General features: G+C 52.9%; 13 protein-coding genes. 7 read left to right on the top strand and 6 right to left on the bottom strand.

Features of this window, described 5'->3' with window-relative positions:
• The first annotated feature begins 306 nt into the window (after positions 1 to 306).
• On the top strand, positions 307 to 1578 hold the full coding sequence (locus tag P8N76_15935; protein MDG2383159.1) for a sugar-binding protein: 1272 nt from the start codon (positions 307 to 309) through the stop codon (positions 1576 to 1578).
• A gap of 38 nt (positions 1579 to 1616) precedes the next feature.
• Here P8N76_15935 and P8N76_15930 read toward each other — a convergent pair whose 3' ends face one another.
• The 5 genes from P8N76_15930 to P8N76_15910 all read right to left on the bottom strand — a co-directional run bounded on the left by P8N76_15930 (position 1617) and on the right by P8N76_15910 (position 11820).
• Positions 1617 to 2867, bottom strand: coding sequence for a glycosyltransferase (locus tag P8N76_15930; protein MDG2383158.1), 1251 nt, complete (start codon positions 2865 to 2867; stop codon positions 1617 to 1619).
• Positions 2868 to 3343: 476 nt separating this feature from the next.
• Positions 3344 to 8329 (bottom strand): PA14 domain-containing protein, encoded by a 4986-nt coding sequence (locus P8N76_15925; protein ID MDG2383157.1) that lies wholly within the window; start codon positions 8327 to 8329, stop codon positions 3344 to 3346.
• Between the two features lie 241 nt (positions 8330 to 8570).
• Positions 8571 to 9461, bottom strand: a complete 891-nt coding sequence (locus P8N76_15920; GenBank protein ID MDG2383156.1) for a DUF1571 domain-containing protein — start codon at positions 9459 to 9461, stop codon at positions 8571 to 8573.
• Between the two features lie 148 nt (positions 9462 to 9609).
• Complete coding sequence (locus P8N76_15915) at positions 9610 to 10200, bottom strand: DUF4126 domain-containing protein (GenBank protein ID MDG2383155.1); 591 nt, start codon at positions 10198 to 10200, stop codon at positions 9610 to 9612.
• Positions 10201 to 10296: 96 nt separating this feature from the next.
• Positions 10297 to 11820, bottom strand: coding sequence for a CoA-acylating methylmalonate-semialdehyde dehydrogenase (locus P8N76_15910; GenBank protein MDG2383154.1), 1524 nt, complete (start codon positions 11818 to 11820; stop codon positions 10297 to 10299).
• A 212-nt stretch (positions 11821 to 12032) separates the two neighbouring features.
• Here P8N76_15910 and P8N76_15905 point away from each other — a divergent pair, with 212 nt between their 5' ends.
• The 4 genes from P8N76_15905 to preA all read left to right on the top strand — a co-directional run bounded on the left by P8N76_15905 (position 12033) and on the right by preA (position 17060).
• Positions 12033 to 12902: a nitrilase-related carbon-nitrogen hydrolase gene (locus P8N76_15905; GenBank protein MDG2383153.1), complete on the top strand. Its 870-nt coding sequence runs from the start codon at positions 12033 to 12035 to the stop codon at positions 12900 to 12902.
• A gap of 49 nt (positions 12903 to 12951) precedes the next feature.
• Complete coding sequence (locus P8N76_15900) at positions 12952 to 14409, top strand: solute carrier family 23 protein (GenBank protein ID MDG2383152.1); 1458 nt, start codon at positions 12952 to 12954, stop codon at positions 14407 to 14409.
• 57 nt (positions 14410 to 14466) lie between these two features.
• Positions 14467 to 15834, top strand: a complete 1368-nt coding sequence (locus tag P8N76_15895; GenBank protein ID MDG2383151.1) for an aspartate aminotransferase family protein — start codon at positions 14467 to 14469, stop codon at positions 15832 to 15834.
• Between the two features lie 89 nt (positions 15835 to 15923).
• Positions 15924 to 17060, top strand: a complete 1137-nt coding sequence (gene preA / locus P8N76_15890; GenBank protein MDG2383150.1) for an NAD-dependent dihydropyrimidine dehydrogenase subunit PreA — start codon at positions 15924 to 15926, stop codon at positions 17058 to 17060.
• A gap of 21 nt (positions 17061 to 17081) precedes the next feature.
• On the opposite strand, the gene hydA is transcribed toward preA, so the two are convergent.
• Positions 17082 to 18464, bottom strand: a complete 1383-nt coding sequence (gene hydA / locus P8N76_15885; GenBank protein ID MDG2383149.1) for a dihydropyrimidinase — start codon at positions 18462 to 18464, stop codon at positions 17082 to 17084.
• Positions 18465 to 19122: 658 nt separating this feature from the next.
• Here hydA and P8N76_15880 point away from each other — a divergent pair.
• Both P8N76_15880 and P8N76_15875 read left to right on the top strand, forming a co-directional pair.
• Positions 19123 to 20193, top strand: a complete 1071-nt coding sequence (locus P8N76_15880) for a DUF1080 domain-containing protein (protein MDG2383148.1) — start codon at positions 19123 to 19125, stop codon at positions 20191 to 20193.
• A gap of 25 nt (positions 20194 to 20218) precedes the next feature.
• Positions 20219 to 21013, top strand: a complete 795-nt coding sequence (locus tag P8N76_15875; GenBank protein ID MDG2383147.1) for a formylglycine-generating enzyme family protein — start codon at positions 20219 to 20221, stop codon at positions 21011 to 21013.
• The last annotated feature ends 15 nt before the right edge of the window (positions 21014 to 21028 follow it).

Here is a 21028-nt window from a genome sequence, read left to right as displayed (position 1 = left end):
AGCGTGCGCTCATAGATCGATACATCTATTTCATTCTAATTGCCAGGTTTCCAGCGGGAAAGTTGTTTCACCGCCCGGGATAACAAATCCGGATCGAGACAAATTCTCACCCTTTTTATTGCCCGTTTTTCACGGTTAATGTTAGACTCCGTGCTAATACAAGTGCCGTCTCGTCTGGGCAACTCTGCCCTGGCGACCACGTCGGGCTTTGCATTTTCGTTGACCGATGCCTGGTAAAACGCTTCGCGTACGGGTGTCGTTCCGCATTTGAAGTCGACATTTAGAAAGTTTACGCGAGGTTTGAACATGAAAGCCATTGGAATGTTTTGTGTGGAGGTTGCTGCGCTTTGCTGCCTGACAGCAACCGTCGCTGCTCAAGATGAGGTCGTCGCGTCCTTTCAAAGAACGGCGACGCCTCCTGTGATTGACGGTCTAGGTAACGATGCCGTTTGGGAGCAAGCGACGGTTCGTACGTTTGACGAATTCTATGAATTGCCCGGTGATGATCCCAATGATGGTGACGACGACATGCAAATCACCTGGCAGGCGCTTTGGGATGCTGACAATCTTTATTTGTTCGTCGATATCAAGGATGACGAGATCGTGAACGAAGATAGTTGCAATTGGCAAGACGATAGTGTTGAGTTTTATATTGATGCACAAAATCTCGATGTTGATGACTATCGGCCTGATGCCAATCCGGGCACACCCGCCTTTCAGTTGACCGCAGTTGCTGGCGATAATGCGGAAGCTTATTGTGGTGAACTCCGAATTCCTGAAGACAGCACTTCTGCGTTTTCGTGGGGCATTAATTCGTACGATGGTGGCGACCCGTTTAATCCGGAAGACGATGAGCTCACCGCGTATCCTCGTGGTACAGACACCAGCGTTGCTCAGATCATTGACGACAACAATTGGACCTTTGAAGTTGCTTTCCCATGGGAGTCATTAGACGAAACGCCCGAGAATATCATCAAGAATGGTGAGATGGGCTTCGGAATGGCCGTTAACGACGACGACATCGGTGGTGGTCGTGATTCGCAATGGATGTGGGAAACGGATAATGGGGACCTGTGGCGACGTTCGGACGTATTTCCCTCAGTCGAGTTGGTGGATGATCTGGCCCCAGGGATTGAAGGCGATTACAACGCCAACGGCGCTCTTGATTCGGGTGACTTGGATCTCAACGCATCCGTAGGCATTGCGAATCAAGATTTGAGCTACGACTTGAATGAAGACGGCGTTGTGAATACGGCGGATCGCATTGCTTGGGTGAACGGATTAAAGAACACCTGGATGGGTGATGCGGACCTTAATGGCGTGTTCGATAGCTCGGACTTGGTCAAAGTGTTCTCCGCCGCTAAATACGAATCGGGACAAGCCGCGACCTGGGACCAAGGCGATTGGGATGGTGACATGACCTTTAATTCGGGTGACTTGGTGGCAGCATTTAGCAATGCTGGATATGACGCGGGCGAGCGACCAGGCGGTCCGAATCCTGCAGTCGTGGTTCCCGAGCCCACTTCCATGGTTTTGATCTTGTTCGGATGTCTTTGTTTCCTCGCTCGCCGCAAGTAGGCTGTGTGGATACTTGTTAAAAAATTTGAATCGCTCGATCAGCTTAATGATCGGGCGATTTTTTTTGTAGCGACGGAAACGCCTCCTGCACGACGATTGGCGGCTGACAAGCGAAGACTGTTTTGGCGGTATCGTTCCTCTTCCAAGACCCTGTGAATTGCCCGCGTCAGTCTTTGCCGATTCACTTGACGGATCGGCACCACTTCACCACAGCCTGTCCAGGCGATTCTGGCGGCGACCGCAGGTTGATCGTTCGTGATCGGTATGGCGACCATGGGCTTGCCTTGGGCGATCGACTCCATGGCGGTGTTCATTCCTGCGTGGGTGATTACAAGGCTGGCGCGACGAATTAATTCGAGTTGGGGAGCAAAGGGAACCACGATCGGATTTCCGGGAAGTGGGCCAAGGTCTTCCGGTGTTCCACCTCCCCCCAGTGAAATGACGAGTTGATAAGACGGATCATCAGCGGCTGCGGCAATCGTTTGGAAGAGCGAATACAAGCGATTTTGGGCGGTGCCCAGAGATGCGTAGATCAAAGGGCGACCGTCCAGACGCTCGTAGGAGAAATCCACGGACGGACGGCTGGAGGTCTGATGGAGCGCTCCGACGTAATGCAGCCATGCGGGTGGATTCGAACGCGGGTAATCGAATTCGCTTGGACACTGAACGATTGTGGCTCGCTCTGAGACATTTTGGTGAAAAAAATCGTAGGCTGGCAAGTTGTGTTGTCGACGAAAATCAAAGATTTGCTTTCGCATCGAACGCATCATCAAACCGCCAAATGATCGACCCAGCGAATTTCGGATTCGGGCGACTCGTGTTTTGCGATATTTCCAAGCGGGCAGCAGAGGCGGATGGTCGGCATCCGGATGCAGACAAAGCGCATTGCTGACGGAGATCCATGGTAGGCCGACCACGTCGGCAAGGTTGCGGCTGGCAAAGACCGTTTCGTCGGTTATCAAAGCGGTTGCGCCGGAATCGCGAATCGCTTGGGGGCAATCTCTCTGGAGCACCTTCATCGCGGAAAGGTAGGCATTCAATGAAAATCGGGCTGCTCGCCAGCCGGAGAGTTGCCCCAGTTGCTCGAGGATCGAGTCCAGTGATCCAATGGGATATTCGCTCTGACCCACTGCAATTGAGTCAATGTTGAGTCGTTTTGCGCGAGCAGTGCCGTCAAGTGTTCCTATCCAGCTGACCTGGTGGCCTTCTGTCTTTAAGGCAGCGATCAGTGTGGTCATCGGGTTGAAATGGCCCGGGGATTCGGGGCAAATAACTGCAAAATGCGCCATGAATGGATTTACCCGTGAATTGAGATTGCCCTCACCCGCGCGGTGAAAGTTTGCGAACGGTCGTTTACCTTCGTCAGGGGAAAAGTGATTGGGGGTCTGGGTTACCCTTTGGTGAGAACATTACGGTGGGTGAAAACTCTGGAAGTCATCCTTCGGTATCCCCCCTTGGTATGAATTGCCGTCTGTTGAGCGTGGGAGGTTACCCGGGCTTCAGCCCTGCAAGTGGAGGTAGATTGGACCGCGCCAGACTGCAGACGGGTTCGAGCCGTTCGTTCGCTCGCGCTCAGCAACCGGTGACTCTCGTGCTTGTTAACGGGGGAGTGATGAAGCTGCACGAAAGGATCTGGATTTAGCGTGTGGCTCCATTTCACCGGCAGCCTGCGGCGCATTCGTAGTGTCGAAGGTTGAGGGTTGGATGGAAAGCTGCGGAGGGGGGGTAGCGGCCCCAACCGCCGCCTGTTGTTGAAACGGATCGTCTAATGTTTATGCACTTCGAACAATTTGCTCTTGGCATCTCCCCGGGCGTAGATGTAGGCGATCAAATCAAGGATCTCTTCGCGTGAAAGCTTATTGATGAGACCAGAGGGCATCGTGGAAGTGGGAAGTTTAGTCCGTTCTTCGATGCTGGATTTAGCGATCCGAGTCGGTTCAGGTTTTGCAATTGGATCGACGATCACTTCGACGTGATCATCATCCTCGGCAACGATAAGCCCCGTGACGACTTTCCCTGAATCGAGTTCAAACGAATAGTTTTCGTATTTTTTGTCGATCTCCTTGCTGGGTTCGACGATCGACCGCAAGATATGCGCGGTATTATGCTTTTCATCGGCCAGTTTGGTGAGATCGGGTCCGAATTCATAACCCTCACCATTCATGCGGTGGCAAGCGACGCAGTTGGCTACTTTGAAGACATTCTTGCCTACTTCGTAATTTCGTGCGAACGGCGTCTGTTTGTCGGCATGGTGTTCACCGTGATGGTCGTTGTGGTCGTGGCCGGTGATTGTCTTAACGGCGTTGGTGAGTGCCGCAAAGGACCACTCAGTGTTACGGTCATTGTATTTCAACAACTCGTCCCGAAGGGGTAAGGGATTGTTTGCCAAGTAGATTGCGGGATCCTGGAGGTATTGTTTCAGGTCAGCAACCACATAAAGAGCACCGTACATGCGACGCCAATGTCCAGGGTAAGTACAGACGTAAGGGTAGATTCCGGGCTTCGTGGGGGCGACAAAGCTAAGTGCCTGGGTATCGCCAGGCTGAAGCAATCGACTGCCCAGTAAGACCTGATCCGATTTAGGAATGTAATGGCGAGCCATCGCATCTGCGTCACGAGCTGTGGCTTCGGCCTGGAGGCCGATTTCCTCCAAGGATCCTGGTGAAACGATTGCGAAGTTGTGAGGCATGTTGTCCGTGTTACTGAAAACAAATTCGACTGGTTTGCCAGCCTGGATTGCCAACCGTTCCTTGTCGTAAATCATTCGATGAGGGACGGTGCCAATTCGGATGACCTGAACTTTCAAGTCGGCAAGTTTTGATTGAAGTTCTCGAGCTTCGGCCTCGGGGAGTTTGGCTGCCAAGGCGTCGGTCAGTTGCATGGCTTCCAGGGCGGCTTTGCCGGTTCGATATTTGGCGGGTATTTCGCTGACATATTCTGCCAAGCTTTGGGCGGTGGCTCCAATTTGGCGATCATTCCAGGCATCTGACGGTACCGTCAGCATGGCGCGAACAGCACTCGTGCGGTGCTGACCTGAATTGATCAGAGCAGCAAGAGCGTCGAACTTTTCCGCATCCCGCCCGGGGATATTAGTGAGGGTACCGATCGCCACATCATGAAGCGTTTCGCCGCCGCCAATGGACAATTGTTTGTCGGAGATCGCTTGTCGACCGAAATTTGGACCTTGCCAGGTAAGTTTCAAACCATCCGCTCCACCGTTGTCGTAATAGGTGACAACAAACGGATGGACTCCCGTTTCCAGGCGAATTTTGGCAGATTTTTCCAGCATGCCATGGTTGCCATCGTTGTTGATCAACAGCTCGTTCCCGATGTAGAGCCGTGAACCATCGTCGGATGCGAGGAAGAATCGGTAGTCACCTGTTTTGTCGATCCGCAGGTTTCCAGTAAAGCGGAGAGCAAATGCGTCACGACGTTTGAGCTGAGGAACATCGATAGCGATTTCGGCAGCGACACCGCTGGCGGCGGGCGTCAACTTTGCCAAAGTTTCGATGGCCACATTGGAGGGATTCGGTTCGAAGTAGTCGACCTGAATTCCAGGTTCATCCAATTGGCCAGAACTCTCCTCACGTGCCAGATTCGAAGGTAACGTTGAAATTAAGGGGCGAACGGTATCGTAGAGGCTCGCGCGGATTTCATCATTGGGGATTTTGGCCACTGCAGCAAGCGCATCCCGCAGGTCAGATTTATCTCGTTGTGCCTGACCAAACGCCGCCTTGGCTTTGCCATCCGCGATGATCCAAGCCGCATAAGCGGCTTGTCGAGTTTCGGGAGATTTGCCATCCGCCGCGAGCGCTATTGTACGTTTCTTAACCTTGGCAAGCTCTTGTTGAGGCAATGTGGGTAGCATCGCGCTCAATTCCTTTAAACTGCTTGCTTGCTGATCAGCGTCGAACTTCTCGATTAGCTGTAGCATGATTTCAATTTTGGCTTTGTCTTGAGCCTCGGCAAGGCCCTCTAACGCCTCGTGAAGATGCTTGGGACTCACTTCTTGCCGTTCCACAATGGCGCGATAGACCGCCGGATTTCGTTCGAGCTTAAGCAGATCATCGATTGATGCGTTTCGCAACAGATAGGATTGTGCGGCATCGGAAATCGGCACGCCCCGTTTGACGGCATCTTGTGCCAGTTTGTCGACTTGGATTTGTTGTCGAGCGTAGTTCAAAACGGTATCGAGACCGGGCTCGAGGGGTTGCCCTGCGACTGAAAAAATGATTTCCGCAGCAGGTAGTCCCTGGAAGGACACGGCAGCTTTGACGGCTTCAGCCCGCACTAAGGCCGACTCGTCTCGGGCCGCATCGTTTAGCAGTTCTTCCCAATTTTCAACTCGAGGCCCCCATTGACCCAAGGTGCGAATTGCTGCGGCGCGAATGCGGACATCTTCAGCACCGCGGTAGATTTTTTCGAGCAACGGTAGGTTGGGAACGCGGTGCTCCTGGAAAACCCACAAGCCTTCGAGCAGGGCCTGGGCTTGATCCGGACTGCTTGGGTCGAGTTTGCTGGCCCATGCTGATACGGCGTTGGTGACTTCCTTGGTATCGCGACCGCTAAGTTCTAATCTTGCCCGATAGCGCGTCCCGTTTTCTTTGGCGAAAAAAGCTGCCAATACGGTCTCGATCGGTTGGCCTTTCAATTTCACCAGTTTCAACAGCGGGCGATCTTTATGGGTGATTCGATAGATGCGCCCGTGGGCGTGATCTCGGTTGGGGTCGCGGATGTTGTGTTGCATATGGCCGATCAGCGCGTTGCTCCAGTCCGAGACGTAGAGAGCCCCATCACCACCGATTTCCACATCCGTTGGACGGAAATTCGGGTCGCTGGAAACAAGAATCGGTTCGATTTCTTCTGCCGTGACGTCGGCCCCATTGTATTTGACCTCATGTTGCAACACTCCCAGGAAACCGATCGTGTTACAGATCAAGAAATTCCCGTTGTTCGCTGCAGGGAAATGGCTGCTTGAGAGGATACCCGTAGCGGATACGGGGCGTACGCGTTTCTTGAACCATTGTTTGTTGCCGACCCCTTTTCCAATGTTTACGTAGCTGCCGGTACCCCCTGTGCCATCGTTGACGAATTGATATCCCCATTGGTCAAACACGTCACCGTGCGGATTCGGGCCGATCGGAAAATGGAAGGAGATCTCGAAAGTACGCGGATCAAAACGATAAACACCCGACTGTGAGGAGCGAAATGTTTTCGTAGGTGTTTCCATGTTCGTCACATGAAAGACGCCCCGAGACCAATAAAGGGCTCCATCCGACCCGATTACCATCGCGTTTGCCGTATGGTGCGTGTCAGCACTGGATACGCCCTGCAGCATGCGTAGTTTGTAATCGGCCTTGTCATCACCGTCGGTGTCCTTCAGGAACCAGATTTCCGGCGGAGCCGATACGAGCATGCCACCGCCCCAAAACTCGAATCCCGTGATACTGTTCAATTCGTCGGCAAACACCACGCACTTGTCAGCGACGCCATCACCGTTTTCATCGGGAAGGCATACGATTCGGTCGGTGCGGGGTTGGGTTGGATTCCAGTGAGGATAAGAGGGCCATACGGAGGCGAACAAACGACCATCGGTGTCCACCGCCATCTGCACGGGATTGACCATCTCGGGAAACATTTCTTCGGAAGCAAATAGGTTGACTTGCATCCCTTCGGCAAGCTTCATTTTGTCGATGGCTTCTTCACCGCCGAGGTAGGCGAATTTTTTTCCTTCGAGAGGTCCGGGCCGGTTTGTTTCGACTTCCAGCAGGGGCGGGACGTTGTGATCGGCAACTTCCAGGTCGCCACCCGCCGCAATCGCCCAGATACGCTGGTCACGATTGTTCGTCATCACATCAAAGATCGCCATTTCTCGTTGCATTACGTCGTAATTTGATTGACCATTCCAATTCAGGCTCGAACGACCACCGTACACGTTATAGCCGTCGACAACTCGATAACGACTGAACCAGTGAAGGTTTTTATCGAGTATCGCCGCGCGAAGCTTTTCTAGTTCCGCCTCGGAGACTCCTTTCGATAGCTGTTGATCAAAGAGCGCCTGAGTGATAATGTCGGCAAGTTCTCGATTTCCTGACTCCAATAGGTGAATGCCGTTCATCGTTAGCGGTTGGGGGGAAGATTTGTATCGCTCTTGGGTCGGGTGGAAGAGGTCAACGAAGAGGACGCCTTTTTGTTGACACACCTCCTTCATGGCGGTGGTGTATTTTGACAGGTTCGCGTTGTTTTCTTGGCCGTCGGGTAGGTTGGGATTCTTGAGGTCTTCATGAGCAATGGGTGAGAAGAACACTAACGTGGGTGTCGTTTGCCCATCATATTTTTGAGCGAGCATCCCATCAATGACTTCGCCAAGGTCCTTACGGAAACCTGCCAATCCGGCTTCACCACGCAATGCCTCGTTGTAACCAAAAAAGCAGAACACTACGTTCGTCTCAGTTTTCGAAAGCCATTCATTGGGCGACCCGAAGCTCTTAGATCTTGGGCGAGTCTTTACTTCATCACCAGCAAATCCAAGGTTTCTTACACTCAACTCGTGGTTGGGATGCATCGCTTGCAAATAAGTTTCCAACCAAGCGTCGTGTTGCATGCGATCAGCCAACGTGTTGCCGATGATGCTGATATGGTCACCCTTACGAAGCTGCAGTGCGGGGTCGTCGCCGAGCGAAGCTGCGGTGGGCAAGATGCAGATCAAGGCGACCAGGACGGATCGAGTGAGAAGATAGGATCGGTTCATGGCATTGAATTTCGTGATAACGGGATAGGTTGGGTACGGTATGAGGGAGGATGGCCGTGAGGCGAGCTTCGGATGATATCATATCCGGAACAGACTCGCAGGGCGACAAAAATGATCGGGTGTACGGCCCCGCTGAAGGGAATCGTTGAAGGGATTCCGCATGCCACAGAGCGATCTGTCAAGCGTCCTAGACGGGAATTAGAACGCTGAGCCGACTCAAGGCCGAACTTCCTTGGATCGTTTATTGGACCTCGCGATCGTCCTGAGATCGGGCCGTTTTCGCCGATTCAGACGATTCAGACGATTTCTTCGGGAGGGAGAGGACGTGAAATATTGAGTTCGGAAGGCCCTCGTTGACTTTCAGATCGACATAGGTGAATTCCGCAGCTAACACGGGTTTGCCGCCTTTTTCTGTTGGCCAACTGAAAATCTCAAATCGTGTTGGAATTTGAAATTCATTGTCGATGAACATTCCCGCAATGTGAAATTCCAGCTCATCTGCTTGCTTGGGGTGAATAATACGAATCGCTGTGGATGGACGACCGTTGATTTTGACATCCTTGATCCGTTTGATCTGCGTGTTAGCACCCGTAGGATCCGCGGCGATGTCACGATCCAGTGCTTCGATCACGGCACCAAGCATTGCTTCAAAGCTCAACGCGGTGATTGGAATACTGCTCTCCTTCATCGCAACCGGATTGTCAAGGTCGACGCGCAGGGTAACACCACGGGGGCGCAGGCGAACCAACATTCCTTCATTGTTTTCGCCGGAGACAAATTCGACAGTGCGGCCCCTGACGCGTTTCGGCCCCTGATAAGTCAGGTGGACCGCAAACGGCCGTTTGATGCCGGCTGAACGGACCTTGGCCAACATAAACTGGTGGGGCTGCAGTTTGCCGTCAATGCGTTCGCGTTTGACGATTTGACAACTGTAATCGCGCACGGTTTTTTTGACCAATTCATGCTTGGAGATCGCATATTCACGCAGGTCATGAAGTGGATGCGTAGCTGCCCGGTTTGCGACGGGTTGGTCGGCGACTGGCTGGTCTGACCCCATTGTTGGTGAGCCGATAAGGGCCAGTAAAACAACCAGAGAACATCTTGTCCGTGATTGGCGCTTTGAATTCCGCATTACTGCTTTCCTTGACTGGGTGCCACGATGACTGCCAATTCAATCTGAATAGTCCGAGTCCGAGTCTAGCGATTAGGAGGAGCTGGGAGAAGTTCACTTTGTCGACTGCTTGAAAAGCGAGTTGAGCGGACGTTGGAAGTAAAGTGGATTAACGAGAATTGCGTCCAGCTTTGTCACGAGGAAGCCGAGTGTAAATTCGGATTGCGACGCGGATGAGAACAGCCAGCAGTGCGATGGTGACTAAGGCGGCCAGCAGAGGGAGGAAAACTGCGAGCAAGGCAAGGCTTACCGAAAGCATCCATTCAATGGTCGCAAACACGGGATTCATGAGTCCGCCGCTGGTCGTCGTCGATCCCAAGCGGATTCCCGACAGGCCGGTTTTAACGGTGCCGGCCGTGCCTCCACCTGCGATAATTGCGAGGCACCACTTCCACAGAGGTGGCATGTCGACCATGCAGGCGGCTAGCACCAAGATGCCTGCAGCAACTGCCGCGGGCATCGCGAAAAGGTCGAGTAGGTTATCGAGCCAGGGAAAGTAATAGGCTCCAATTTCCAGGGTGGTGGCAATACCGAAGGCAACAATCGCCGGGGTGCTTTCGATCCAATGAAAACCGTCACTGATCGGAATCAGGTTCGTTTTTGCCGCCAGGCCGATGACAAACATCGGCACAAAGACACGGAAACCACAGGCGGCGGCCAGTCCGATCCCCAGGGATAACGCGACGATCGTCTCAGGCACGCTCACCTCTCAGGTTGCGAGGAAATTGTTTCATAAGCGTCAGAGTTCATCGGGAGGGTGTGAAAGCGAATAAGTGCTGTTTTGTTTGTTGATTTGTCAGCTGCTTGCGTCGGCATCGGTCTTCCAAACCGGATCTTGAAAGGAATCTTCTGGGGATGCAAACCATCGTGTCAGCGTCATTTTTTGCTTGGTGTAAAAATGGACCCCTTCGGTGCCCTGGATATGAAGGTCCCCAAAAAAAGATTGATTCCACCCCGTAAAGGGTAGCCAAGCCATGGGCGCGGGTACGCCCACGTTAATTCCGATCATGCCCGCGTTGAATCGTTTTTTGAACTCACGGGCCAGGTAACCGTCGCGAGTGAAAATAGTGGCGCCGTTGCCGTATGGACAATCGTCACCGATGGCGATAGCCGAATCAAGATCGTTTGCACGGACCACCGACAAGACAGGGCCGAAAATCTCGTCCCTTGCTAATCGCATTGTCGGCGTTACCTGATCGACGATCGAGGGACCGATCAGGAATCCCGTCGGCTGTTTTTGCTTGCGACCGTCTAGCGTAATACAAGCGCCCTCGTCGTCTGCAATCTGTAAATACTGTTCAACTCGTTCAATAGCTGCTGAGTCAATGAGTGGCCCCATGTCAACTGAATGATCCGGGGCTGTTTGCCCGACACGCAGCTCACGGGAATATTCGCATAGTTGGTTGACGAGCCGGTCACCAATATCGCCGACCGTGATGGCGATACTACCAGCCATGCAGCGTTGACCACCGCAACCATAGGCCGATGCGGCTAACGCTTTCACAGCGAGATCAAGATCAGCGTCTGGCATGATGACTAAGTGATTTTTTGCGCCCCCGGCCGCTTGGACGCGTTTACCATGTTGTGTTGCCGTGACGTAGATGGATCGGGCCACCTGGGTGGATCCCACAAAAGAGATGGCGTCGACGAGCGGATTAGTGATGAGCGTCTCGACACAGGACTTGTCCCCATGAGCGATGTTAAAGACGCCAGCGGGAAGACCGGCCTGCTGCAGTAATTCTCCTAAGCGAATGGCGGACAACGGAACTTTTTCAGACGGTTTGAGGATGAAAGTGTTGCCGCAGGTGAGAGCAATCGGAAACATCCACAACGGGACCATCGAGGGAAAGTTGAAGGGTGTGATGCCAACGCAGACGCCCAGCGGGTGGCGTGCTGTCTCCCCATCTACGCCTTGTGCGATTTCCGGCAAGGTTTGTCCCATGATCAAGCTTGGGATCCCACAGGCAAATTCGACCATTTCCAAGCCGCGTTGCATTTCGGCACGAGCTTCGCCGATTGTCTTACCGTGCTCACGCGTCAGGAGCATCGATAACTCATCGAAATGTTGAGCGATGAGTTCGCGGAAGCGATGCATAAAGCGAGCACGCTCAATGACTGGCGTCTGATTCCAGCTGGGAAAAGCTTCCGCAGCTGATTCGACAATTTGATTCGTCTGATCCACATCGCAATAAACGGTTTTGGCAATCACTTTTCCGGTCGACGGGTTGTGGACCGAGCAGGATCGATCACCGGTGGCAACCTGCCATTCGCCTCCATAGAGCGTCGGAACCGGGGCGAGCGAGTGATTCGTTTTCGACATAGATTCTTCCCCGTTCAGGTGGATGCAGAACAGATCGATGACGCGACTGCCGCGTAACAAGCATCGACCGAGATGGTTAGCTGCGTTACCCTGCAACGCGACAAACGAAACGCAAGTGAATTGATGGTGATCGGTACCCAAGATCGATGTGTTCTTGCCGACGGCGGCATGGTAACATCCTCTCGTGTTAAATGTCCAGCAGGAGCAAGGGTATGACTCGAATTGTTCGTGGAGCTTTGATCCAAGCGACTCTCTGTGAACCCAGTACGTCGCCGGTGGAAAAGATCAAACAAGCGATGATCGACAAGCACGTCGCGATGATTGGCCAAGCGAAAGAGCAGGGAGCCCAAGTGGTTTGCTTGCAAGAGCTTTTTTACGGCCCCTATTTCTGTGCCGAGCAGGATGCGAAATGGTACAACTTGACCGAAAGGGTTCCGGATGGTCCAACGATTCGGCTGATGCAGGAGTTGGCTAAAAAGCATGAGATGGTAATGGTGGTGCCGGTTTACGAAGAAGAATTGACGGGTGTCTATTACAACACGGCGGCAGTGATCGATGCCGACGGATCTTACCTGGGGAAATTTCGCAAAATTCACATCCCCCATTGTGAGCCAGGCTTCTGGGAAAAATTCTACTTTCGTCCCGGCAACCTTGGCTATCCGGTATTTGATACACGTGTTGGCAAGGTGGCTGTCTACATCTGTTACGATCGCCACTTTCCCGAAGGCGCCCGCTGCCTCGGACTCAACGGAGCCGAAATCGTCTTTAACCCATCGGCAACCGTAGCCGGTCTTAGTGAGTATCTCTGGAAATTGGAACAGCCAGCTCACGCCGTTGCGAATCAATATTTTGTGGGTGCTATCAATCGACCTGGTACCGAGGACCCCTGGCGCATTGGCGAGTTCTATGGACAAAGCTACTTCTGCGATCCGCGAGGACAAATCATGGCGGAGGCCGGACGAGTGACTGACGACATTGTTGTCGCTGACCTGGACCTCGATTCGATTCGTGATGTGAGAAATACCTGGCAGTTCTTCCGAGATCGACGACCCGAAACCTATCGCCCAATCACCGATCTTTAGGGCATCGCACATCGCGCGGGTGGGGCTTGAGTTGCAATGAGAAAAACGCATGGCATCTTCGCAGCAGCCAAAATCTACCTTGGTCTACGGCTTGGAGGAGCGGCCTCCCTGGCCTCATGCAATCGTGCTCGCCTTGCAGCACGTATTGACGATGTTTGGCGCTACCGTCTCGGTGCCGTTGCTGCTCGGCCCCAGCATGGGGATGGACAGGCAGCAAATTAGTCTGCTCATCTCGTCTGTGATGTTGTGCAGCGGACTGGCAACGTTGTTGCAAACAACAGTAGGAAGTCGTTTGCCAATTGTGCAGGGGATCTCGTTCAGCTTTCTTGCTGCTTTCTTTGCCGTGATTGACGCGGGCAAGTCAGAAGGTTGGTCTGCCGCGGTGATGATGCAGTATATTGCCGGTGCCATTATGGTGGGTGCGGTGCTCGAAATCGCGGTCGGATTTAGCGGGCTTGTGGGAGCGCTGCGTCGTTATCTCAGTCCCGTTGTTGTCGGCCCCGTGATTATGTTGATTGGGTTGGCATTGTTCAAACATGGGGCACCCAAAGCAGCCGCACACTGGCCAACGGGGTTGCTCACCATTGTGTTAGTCGTTGTTTTTGCTCTCGTGTTGGCACCACGCATTCGGCTATTTCTCATGTTTCCTGTGTTGCTCGCGATGATCGCCGTGGTCACGCTCTGTTGGCTACTTTCGGCGACTGGTGTTTATCACGCTGCTGCCGAACAGGCGGACGGGAAAATGATTGCGGCTCATCCGGCCCGTGTCGATTTGTCTGCCGTGGAAAACAGTCCTTGGGTCCGATGGCGTATCAACGACGTCGTGATGCCGTGGGGTGCACCGCAATTTAGCTTGGGATTCATCGTTGCTGCATTAGCCGGTTATCTCGCCTCCATGGTGGAATCCTTTGGTGATTATCATGCTTGTTCCCGAATGGCGGGAGCCGGAGATCCAACGCCGAAGCAGATTTCGCGAGGAATTGGCTGCGAAGGGATCGGATGTCTACTGACGAGCTTTTTAGGTGGATTCAGCTCCACCAGTTACTCCGAGAATATTGGCGTAGTAGGTTTGACGAAGGTTGGTAGCCGCTTCGTGGTGCAAGTGGCGGCGCTGTTACTCGTGTTTCTAGGCATCTTCGGAAAGTTTGGTGCGATTTCAGCCGCCATTCCAGGTCCGGTTGTGGGGGGACTTTACTGTTCCTTGTTCGGTCTGATAGCCGCCGTAGGTATCCAACAACTCTCCAAGGCAGATCTGCATAGTGATCGAAATCTGTTCATCGCCGGTTTTAGCCTTTTCATGGGGCTAAGTGTCCCAGCCTTCTTCGATGGATCGACAACAGAACTCTATCCCCCGGGGCCTCAGCCGTTGCTTGATGCAATGCCCGCTGTTTTCGCCGAAATTGTGAAGGCAATCGGTAGCACCGGAATGGCGGTCGCCGCACTGTTAGGCATCGTCCTGGACAATCTGATTCCCGGAACCGTGCAAGAACGTGGTTTGGAGCCATAATTGCGGAGGGAAACCTCCCCACGTTATCACTATCCGCGGTAGGAACGGAAGGATAAGATGAGTGCCAAGCGACAAAACCAAGTCAAATTGCCGGTGTCGAATCACCAAGCGACACCTTATCAAGGTCCGACACGGCAGGAGGTGTTAGCGCTGCGTCAGCAGTATGTGTCGCCGGGCGTCGTTCGTTACTATCGCGATCCCCTGATGATCGTCGAAGGGCACATGCAGTATGTCTATGACGAGACGGGGAAACGTTATCTGGATGGCTTTGCGGGCATCGTCACGATCAGTGTGGGCCATTGCCATCCGAAAGTCGTGGAAAAAGTCCAGGAACAGCTGGGGACATTGCAACACACCACGACGATCTATCTGCATCCGTCCATCGGCCTAATGGCAGAGAAACTGGCGGCGAAAATGCCGGCCGGATTGAGCCAGTCTTATTTCACGAACTCAGGAAGTGAAGCCAATGAATTAGCTATTCTCTCGGCTCGCGAATTCACAGGCAATCAGGATGTTGTGGCGCTTTCCAACAGTTATCACGGAGGAACGTCCGTGCCAATGAGTTTAACAGCACACGGAAGTTGGAAGTTTAAGAGCAACCCTTCCCTAAATATTCACCACAGTCAGGCAGGATACTGCTACCGTTGCCCATTCGGCTTGGAGTACCCCAGCTGTGATGTGAAATGCGCGCACGATTTCAAGAATGTAATTCAGTATCAAACGCCGGGTGAAATTGCTTGTTTTATCGGCGAACCGATTCAAGGCGTGGGTGGAGCGGTTACGCCGCCGGCCGAATTCTTCGGCATCATCTATGATTTGGTTCGAGAACATGGCGGATTATGTATTGCTGACGAGGTTCAAGGCGGATTCGGCCGGACCGGTAAGCATTACTGGTCTCATGAAAACTGGGGCGTAACGCCAGACATCGTTACGATGGCCAAAGGGATTGGAAACGGTGTTCCGTTGGCAGCGGTCAGCACTCGCCCCGAAATCGCGAAGATGGCGGCGAATCGGACCCATTTCAATACTTTTGGTGGGAACCCGGTCAGTATGATCCAGGGATTGGCAACGCTCGAAGTGATCGATAGCGAGGGTTTGCAGCACAATGCTTTGCAGGTGGGAAGCCATTTAAAACAAGCACTCATTGCGCTGCAACAAAAACATGAAATGATCGGTGATGTTCGCGGGTTGGGACTGATGCTGGGTGTCGAATTAGTTAGAGATCGATTGAACAAAGAGCCCGCCACAGCAGCTTGTGCGGAGGTGCTTGAACTGACAAAGGAACGTGGCTTACTGTTAGGCAAGGGAGGGCTCCACGGAAATACCTTGCGAATTAAGCCGCCAATGTGCATTAGCAAAGATGATGCGGACTTTATGATTGCTTGTTTGGACGAAGCGCTTGGTATTGTTGCGGTGGCTGATTGAGAGATTGCTTGAAATCACAACGCGCCTGCGGTAACAAGACGATTTTGAAATAGATGTGATGTCGTGCTGTAAGAGGAATGAGGGGAAAAATGGCAAGCCTTAACTGCTCGGTGGATGGTCTTAACCTGCCCAACCCATTTATTATTGGATCGGGACCTCCGGGTACCAACGCGAATGTTATCTGCCGCGCTTTTGACGAGGGATGGGGCGGAGTAATCTGCAAAACGGTCGCTTTGGAGGCGGACAAAGTCCATAACGTCTATCCGCGGTACGCGCGGCTTCGTTCCGAGAAAACGAATGAGATTTATGGATGGGAAAATATCGAGTTGATCAGTGATAGGCCGTTCGAAACCTGGATTGACGAATTCAAACGCATTAAGGATTCACATCCCGATCGGGCATTGATTTGTTCCATCATGGAAGAATACAGAAGGGATGCTTGGATTGAAATTGTGGAAAGGTGTCAGGATGCGGGCGTCGATGCGTTCGAGTTGAATTTCAGTTGTCCGCATGGTTTGCCGGAACGCAAAATGGGCTCCGCCATGGGCGAAGACCCACAGATTCTTCGGGAAGTGTCTGAATGGGTGATGGAGGCCGCCAAGGTTCCCGTTTGGGCGAAGATGACTCCCAACATCACCCGGATTGAGGATCCTGTCGCTGCGGCGTTCGAGGCAGGTTGCCAGGGTGTGAGTGCGATCAACACGATTCGGAGCGTCTTGGGGGTCAACCTCGATACGCTTCGCCCCGAGCCCACCGTGGAAGGTTACACCACCGTGGGAGGCTATTCTTGTAAAGCAGTTCGGCCGATCGCGCTGCGAATGTGCATGGAAATTGCGACCCTGATCCAAACGGAATTTCCAGGTCGTACGCTGAGCGGTATCGGTGGCATCGAAACGGGGCGCGATGCAGCCCAGTTTATCTTGCTAGGTTGCGACACGGTGCAGGTCTGCACCGGTGTGATGAAAATGGGATATGGCTGTATTCAAGGGATGTGCGAGGATTTACTGGCGTTTATGGAGCAACATGGGTTTGACTCCGTTGCCGATTTCAAAGGACAAAGTTTGCCCTTTTTTACCACGCATTCCGATTTGGTCAGGCGACAGCAAGAGGCGAAAGCCGCCGAACGTGCCAAGAAGGGAAAGATGATCACTGCAGACGAACAGTGGACGGGTGACGAGTTTGTCGATCAGACGGACGCGTTGGCACGGGACCAAACATCCGACTAGCAGGGCAAACCACGATTTTGCTTACGAATGTGCGGGAACACGATCGACCATTTGCCCATGGCCCAACTGGCCGACGAACTTCCCATTGACCGCTTGAACTTGGCCGCGAACGGTAACGGCGGCGGGACGACCTTGAATTGCAAACCCTTCAAAAGCGCTGTAATCGACATTGATCGATTGCGTCGCGGCCGAAATAGTTCCTCGGTAATCAGGATCGTAGACCACTAAGTCCGCGTCGCCACTGATCTGGATGGTGCCTTTCTGGGGGAACATGCCAAACACTTTGGCGGCTTGAGTACTCGCCGCATCCACAAACCGATGGAGGTCGATGCGGTCGGTTGCGACACCATGGGTGTAAAATAGATTCACACGATCCTCAAGTGATGGAATACCATTCGGGATGAGCGTGAAGTTGTCGCGTCCCATCTCCTTTTGCTTCTTGAAGTCAAAGGGCGCATGGTCCGTGGCGAGCGTAGAAATGGTGCCGTTTCGCAGCCCATTCCAAAGGTGGTCGTGCTGAGCCTGGTCACGTAAGGGAGGTGACATGACATATTTCGCCCCTTCAAAGTCAGGCAGTTCGCACAGGGATTGATCGAGTAGTAGATACTGAATCAGCGTTTCCACGGTTACGTCGACTCCCCGTTGCCGCGCGTTAACGGCCGCTTCCAGCGCGTCTTGGCAGCTTAAGTGCACAATGTAAGTTTTTGCACCTGTTAATTCTGCAAAGGTCATCAAGTGATGGACACCTTCCGCCTCGACTCGCTTCGGCCGGGAAGGTTCGTGGTATTCGGGACCGGTTTTGCCTGCAGCCAGAAACTGCTGTTGCAAACGAGCGACGAGCGCCGCATTTTCACAATGTGCGGTGACGATCAGCCCTTCTTGTTTGGCGAAACGTAATGTCTCGTACAGTTCGGTGTCATCAATCCCAAAAGCCCCCTGATAGGCAAGGAACACTTTTAAGGAGGTGATGCCTTGAGAGACGATCGTTTTTAATTGCTTGGCGGTCTGTTCGTCGAAGCGGGTGACTCCCATATGGAAGCTGAAATCGCAAGCCGATTCACCGATCGCCTTTGAACGCCATAACTCAAACGCCGCAATAGGATCGTCGTCACGCGCTGGACAGATCATCTCGATCAGTGTGGTCGTTCCGCCGATCAGTGCGGCCTGGCTCGCCGTGCGGTAGGTGTCTTTTGCGTAGGTACCCATGAAGGGCAGGTAAATATGCACGTGGGGATCAATGAAACCAGGGAAAATATATTTCCCGGTTGCATCGATGACCGGGGTGCCAGCCGGGGCGGATAAATTGGGACCGATCGCGGTGATCGTCTCCCCTTCGCACCAAATATCGGCATGATAGCGTTCGCTGGCTGTGACGATTTCGCCATTTCGAATTAACAAAGCCATGTCCGTTTCTCCTTAATCTTCAGCATAGCAGAGCCGTCACTCACCTGCCGGTTGTTACACGCTTGTGAGCATCTGATCATCAGGCCAGCCGAGCGATGGATGATGGGAGCCCCGATCGCATATAATTCGGCCGTTTGTCCGAGGCAAATTAATCAAGGACCCAACCTTTTGTGGAATTTACCTGACTGGAAAAATTTTCCAATACGTGGTCTTCAACGACGACGATCGGCAGGGCGAGCTGTTTTCTATTCATGTTCATCCGTTCAAAGCAAACCGGGCGGATTTCACCTCAAAAAATCTGCGAGCCTGCTAATTCAGAGCGAATAGAGTGACGACGATTGGTAGGCGAGGTGGGTAGTCGTGTATCGGCAAGCGGGAAAAACAACGTCAACAAGTCCGGAGCCTGTTTGGTTCCAGCAATCGCTTTTAAACGAGACGGCGGAATGGGGTGCTTGAGGTTCAAGCCCGGCAGCTTGGTCGCGGTGCTGATCTCAGACCGACTAAATATCGTTTGATTGCTGGGGGCAAGTTGCGTGGAACGCGATGGATTTTGACTTGCCTTGTTGCAACAGCACGCGCAAACTAGTGGCTTGCCAGTGAGAATGCACAGGAATCTCTTGTGACCGTCATCGGTTGAATAGCAGTTTCAGGAGTCTCTATGAGTTTCGTTATTCGATTTGCAGTTCTGTTAGGAACGTTGTTAGCTGTCGATTCGGCAGTGTTCGCACAAGGACAATCCCCATGGCGGGCCCATGACTTGACTCGGCCACGTCCACCCGTGGTGACACCCTCGCCGATCGGAGGAGTTCGAAAGCCACCGTCGGATGCCACGGTTTTGTTTGATGGTTCTGATTTGTCCGAGTGGGAATCGGAGGAAGGTGGCCCCAGCGAATGGGAGCTGAAGAGTGGCGCGATGATGCCCACATCAGAGAGTGGACCGAACCGGTCAAAGAAGGCGTTTGGTGATGTCCAGCTTCATCTTGAATGGGCCGCGCCAAATCCACCGGAAGGAACGAGTCAGGACCGTGGAAACAGTGGTGTTTATTTGATGGGACTCTATGAGGTTCAGGTTCTTGATTCATTTGACAATGAAACGTATGCCGACGGGCAATGTGCTTCGATGTACGGCCAGAATCCTCCACTGGTGAATGCTAATTTGCCACCCGGTCAATGGCAAAGCTACGATATCGTATTTCGCCGACCTCGTTTCGACTCGGATGGGAATTTACGGTCACCCGCTGTCATGACGGTCTTTCAAAATGGTGTGCTCGTGCAGGACCATTTTGAGTTGTGGGGACCGACCAATTGGTTGCGATTTGATCCGTACAAGGCTCATACCAATCGATTACCGATCACACTCCAAGAGCACGGCAATCCGGTTCGATTTCGAAATATTTGGGTGCGAGAATTGGTGGAAACTCCGCGGTACAGTAGTTTGGCCGAGGTGACTTCTAATCGCAAGTTGCCCACGCAACAGCTAAAACGATTCGTGGGAAAGTTTCGACGTAGTAGCGGCGAGCCCTACGAAACGAGGATACACAACGGCGGCTTGCAATTAGGCCTGGAGGGGCGGTTCTTTGACCTCGTCCCCAAGACGAATAACGTCTTCGATTTCAAAAATACTTTCGCGAAAGTGTTTTTTGAGTTTGATGATGATGATTCGCTTGACGGTATTGTCGTAGATGTCATGGGAGAGAAACGGCCGGCAAAGAGTGAATCACCGAGGTGACTTTTAGAGAGGAAAAAAGCTCAAGATGTTGACTCCAATCCTGCTCACAGCAGCGCTAACCGTGACGTGGAACGATAATTCACAAACACAGATTCTGAAAACCTTTCGTGATGAGTTCGTCTTGATCACGCCAGGAATGGGCGACTTTCCTCTTTCGTTTCAACAAGGCAGAGAAACGGGAGGCGGCGACAACGAACGACCTACTCGCATCGTGACCTTTGCGAAGCCTTTTTTGATGGCGAAATATGAGGTGCCCCAAAATCTTTGGGAAGCCGTGATGGGGAATAATCCGAGTCGTTGGAAAGGGCCGCGAAACTCGGTCGAAATGATTTCCTGGAACGAAGCGAAATCATTTTGTGAAAAGGCGACCCAACTCATGCGAGCGGCGAAGCTGATCGAGCCAGGGCAGCAGATTCGATTACCCAGTGAATCGGAGTGGGAATATGCCGCCAGGGCGGGGACTAAATCCGTCTACTCCTTCGGAGACGATCAATCCAAACTGGGGGCGTACGGGTGGTTTACCGGTAACGCAGCCGGGAATGATCCGCCCGTGGGAGCCAAGGCTCCCAATGCATGGGGTTTGTACGACATGCACGGTTACCTCTGGGAGTGGACTGCTGATGGGGCACACGATTCCTATGAGGGGGCACCCGTGGATGGAACAGCTTGGCAGGCAGACCAGGCAACTCCGGGAAAAATCCTCAGGAGTGGCAGCTGGAAGGACGCTGCCGGGCAACTCACCAGCAGTTATCGAAAACCGGCAGCGGCCAATCTTCGTGACGATGCGGTGGGATTACGCTGCGTGTTGTCGCGTGATTAAGGCGATCACCGGCAA

Source organism: Pirellulaceae bacterium (assembly GCA_029243025.1).
Lineage (GTDB): Bacteria > Planctomycetota > Planctomycetia > Pirellulales > Pirellulaceae.
This window is presented reverse-complemented; position numbering and strand designations above follow the sequence as displayed.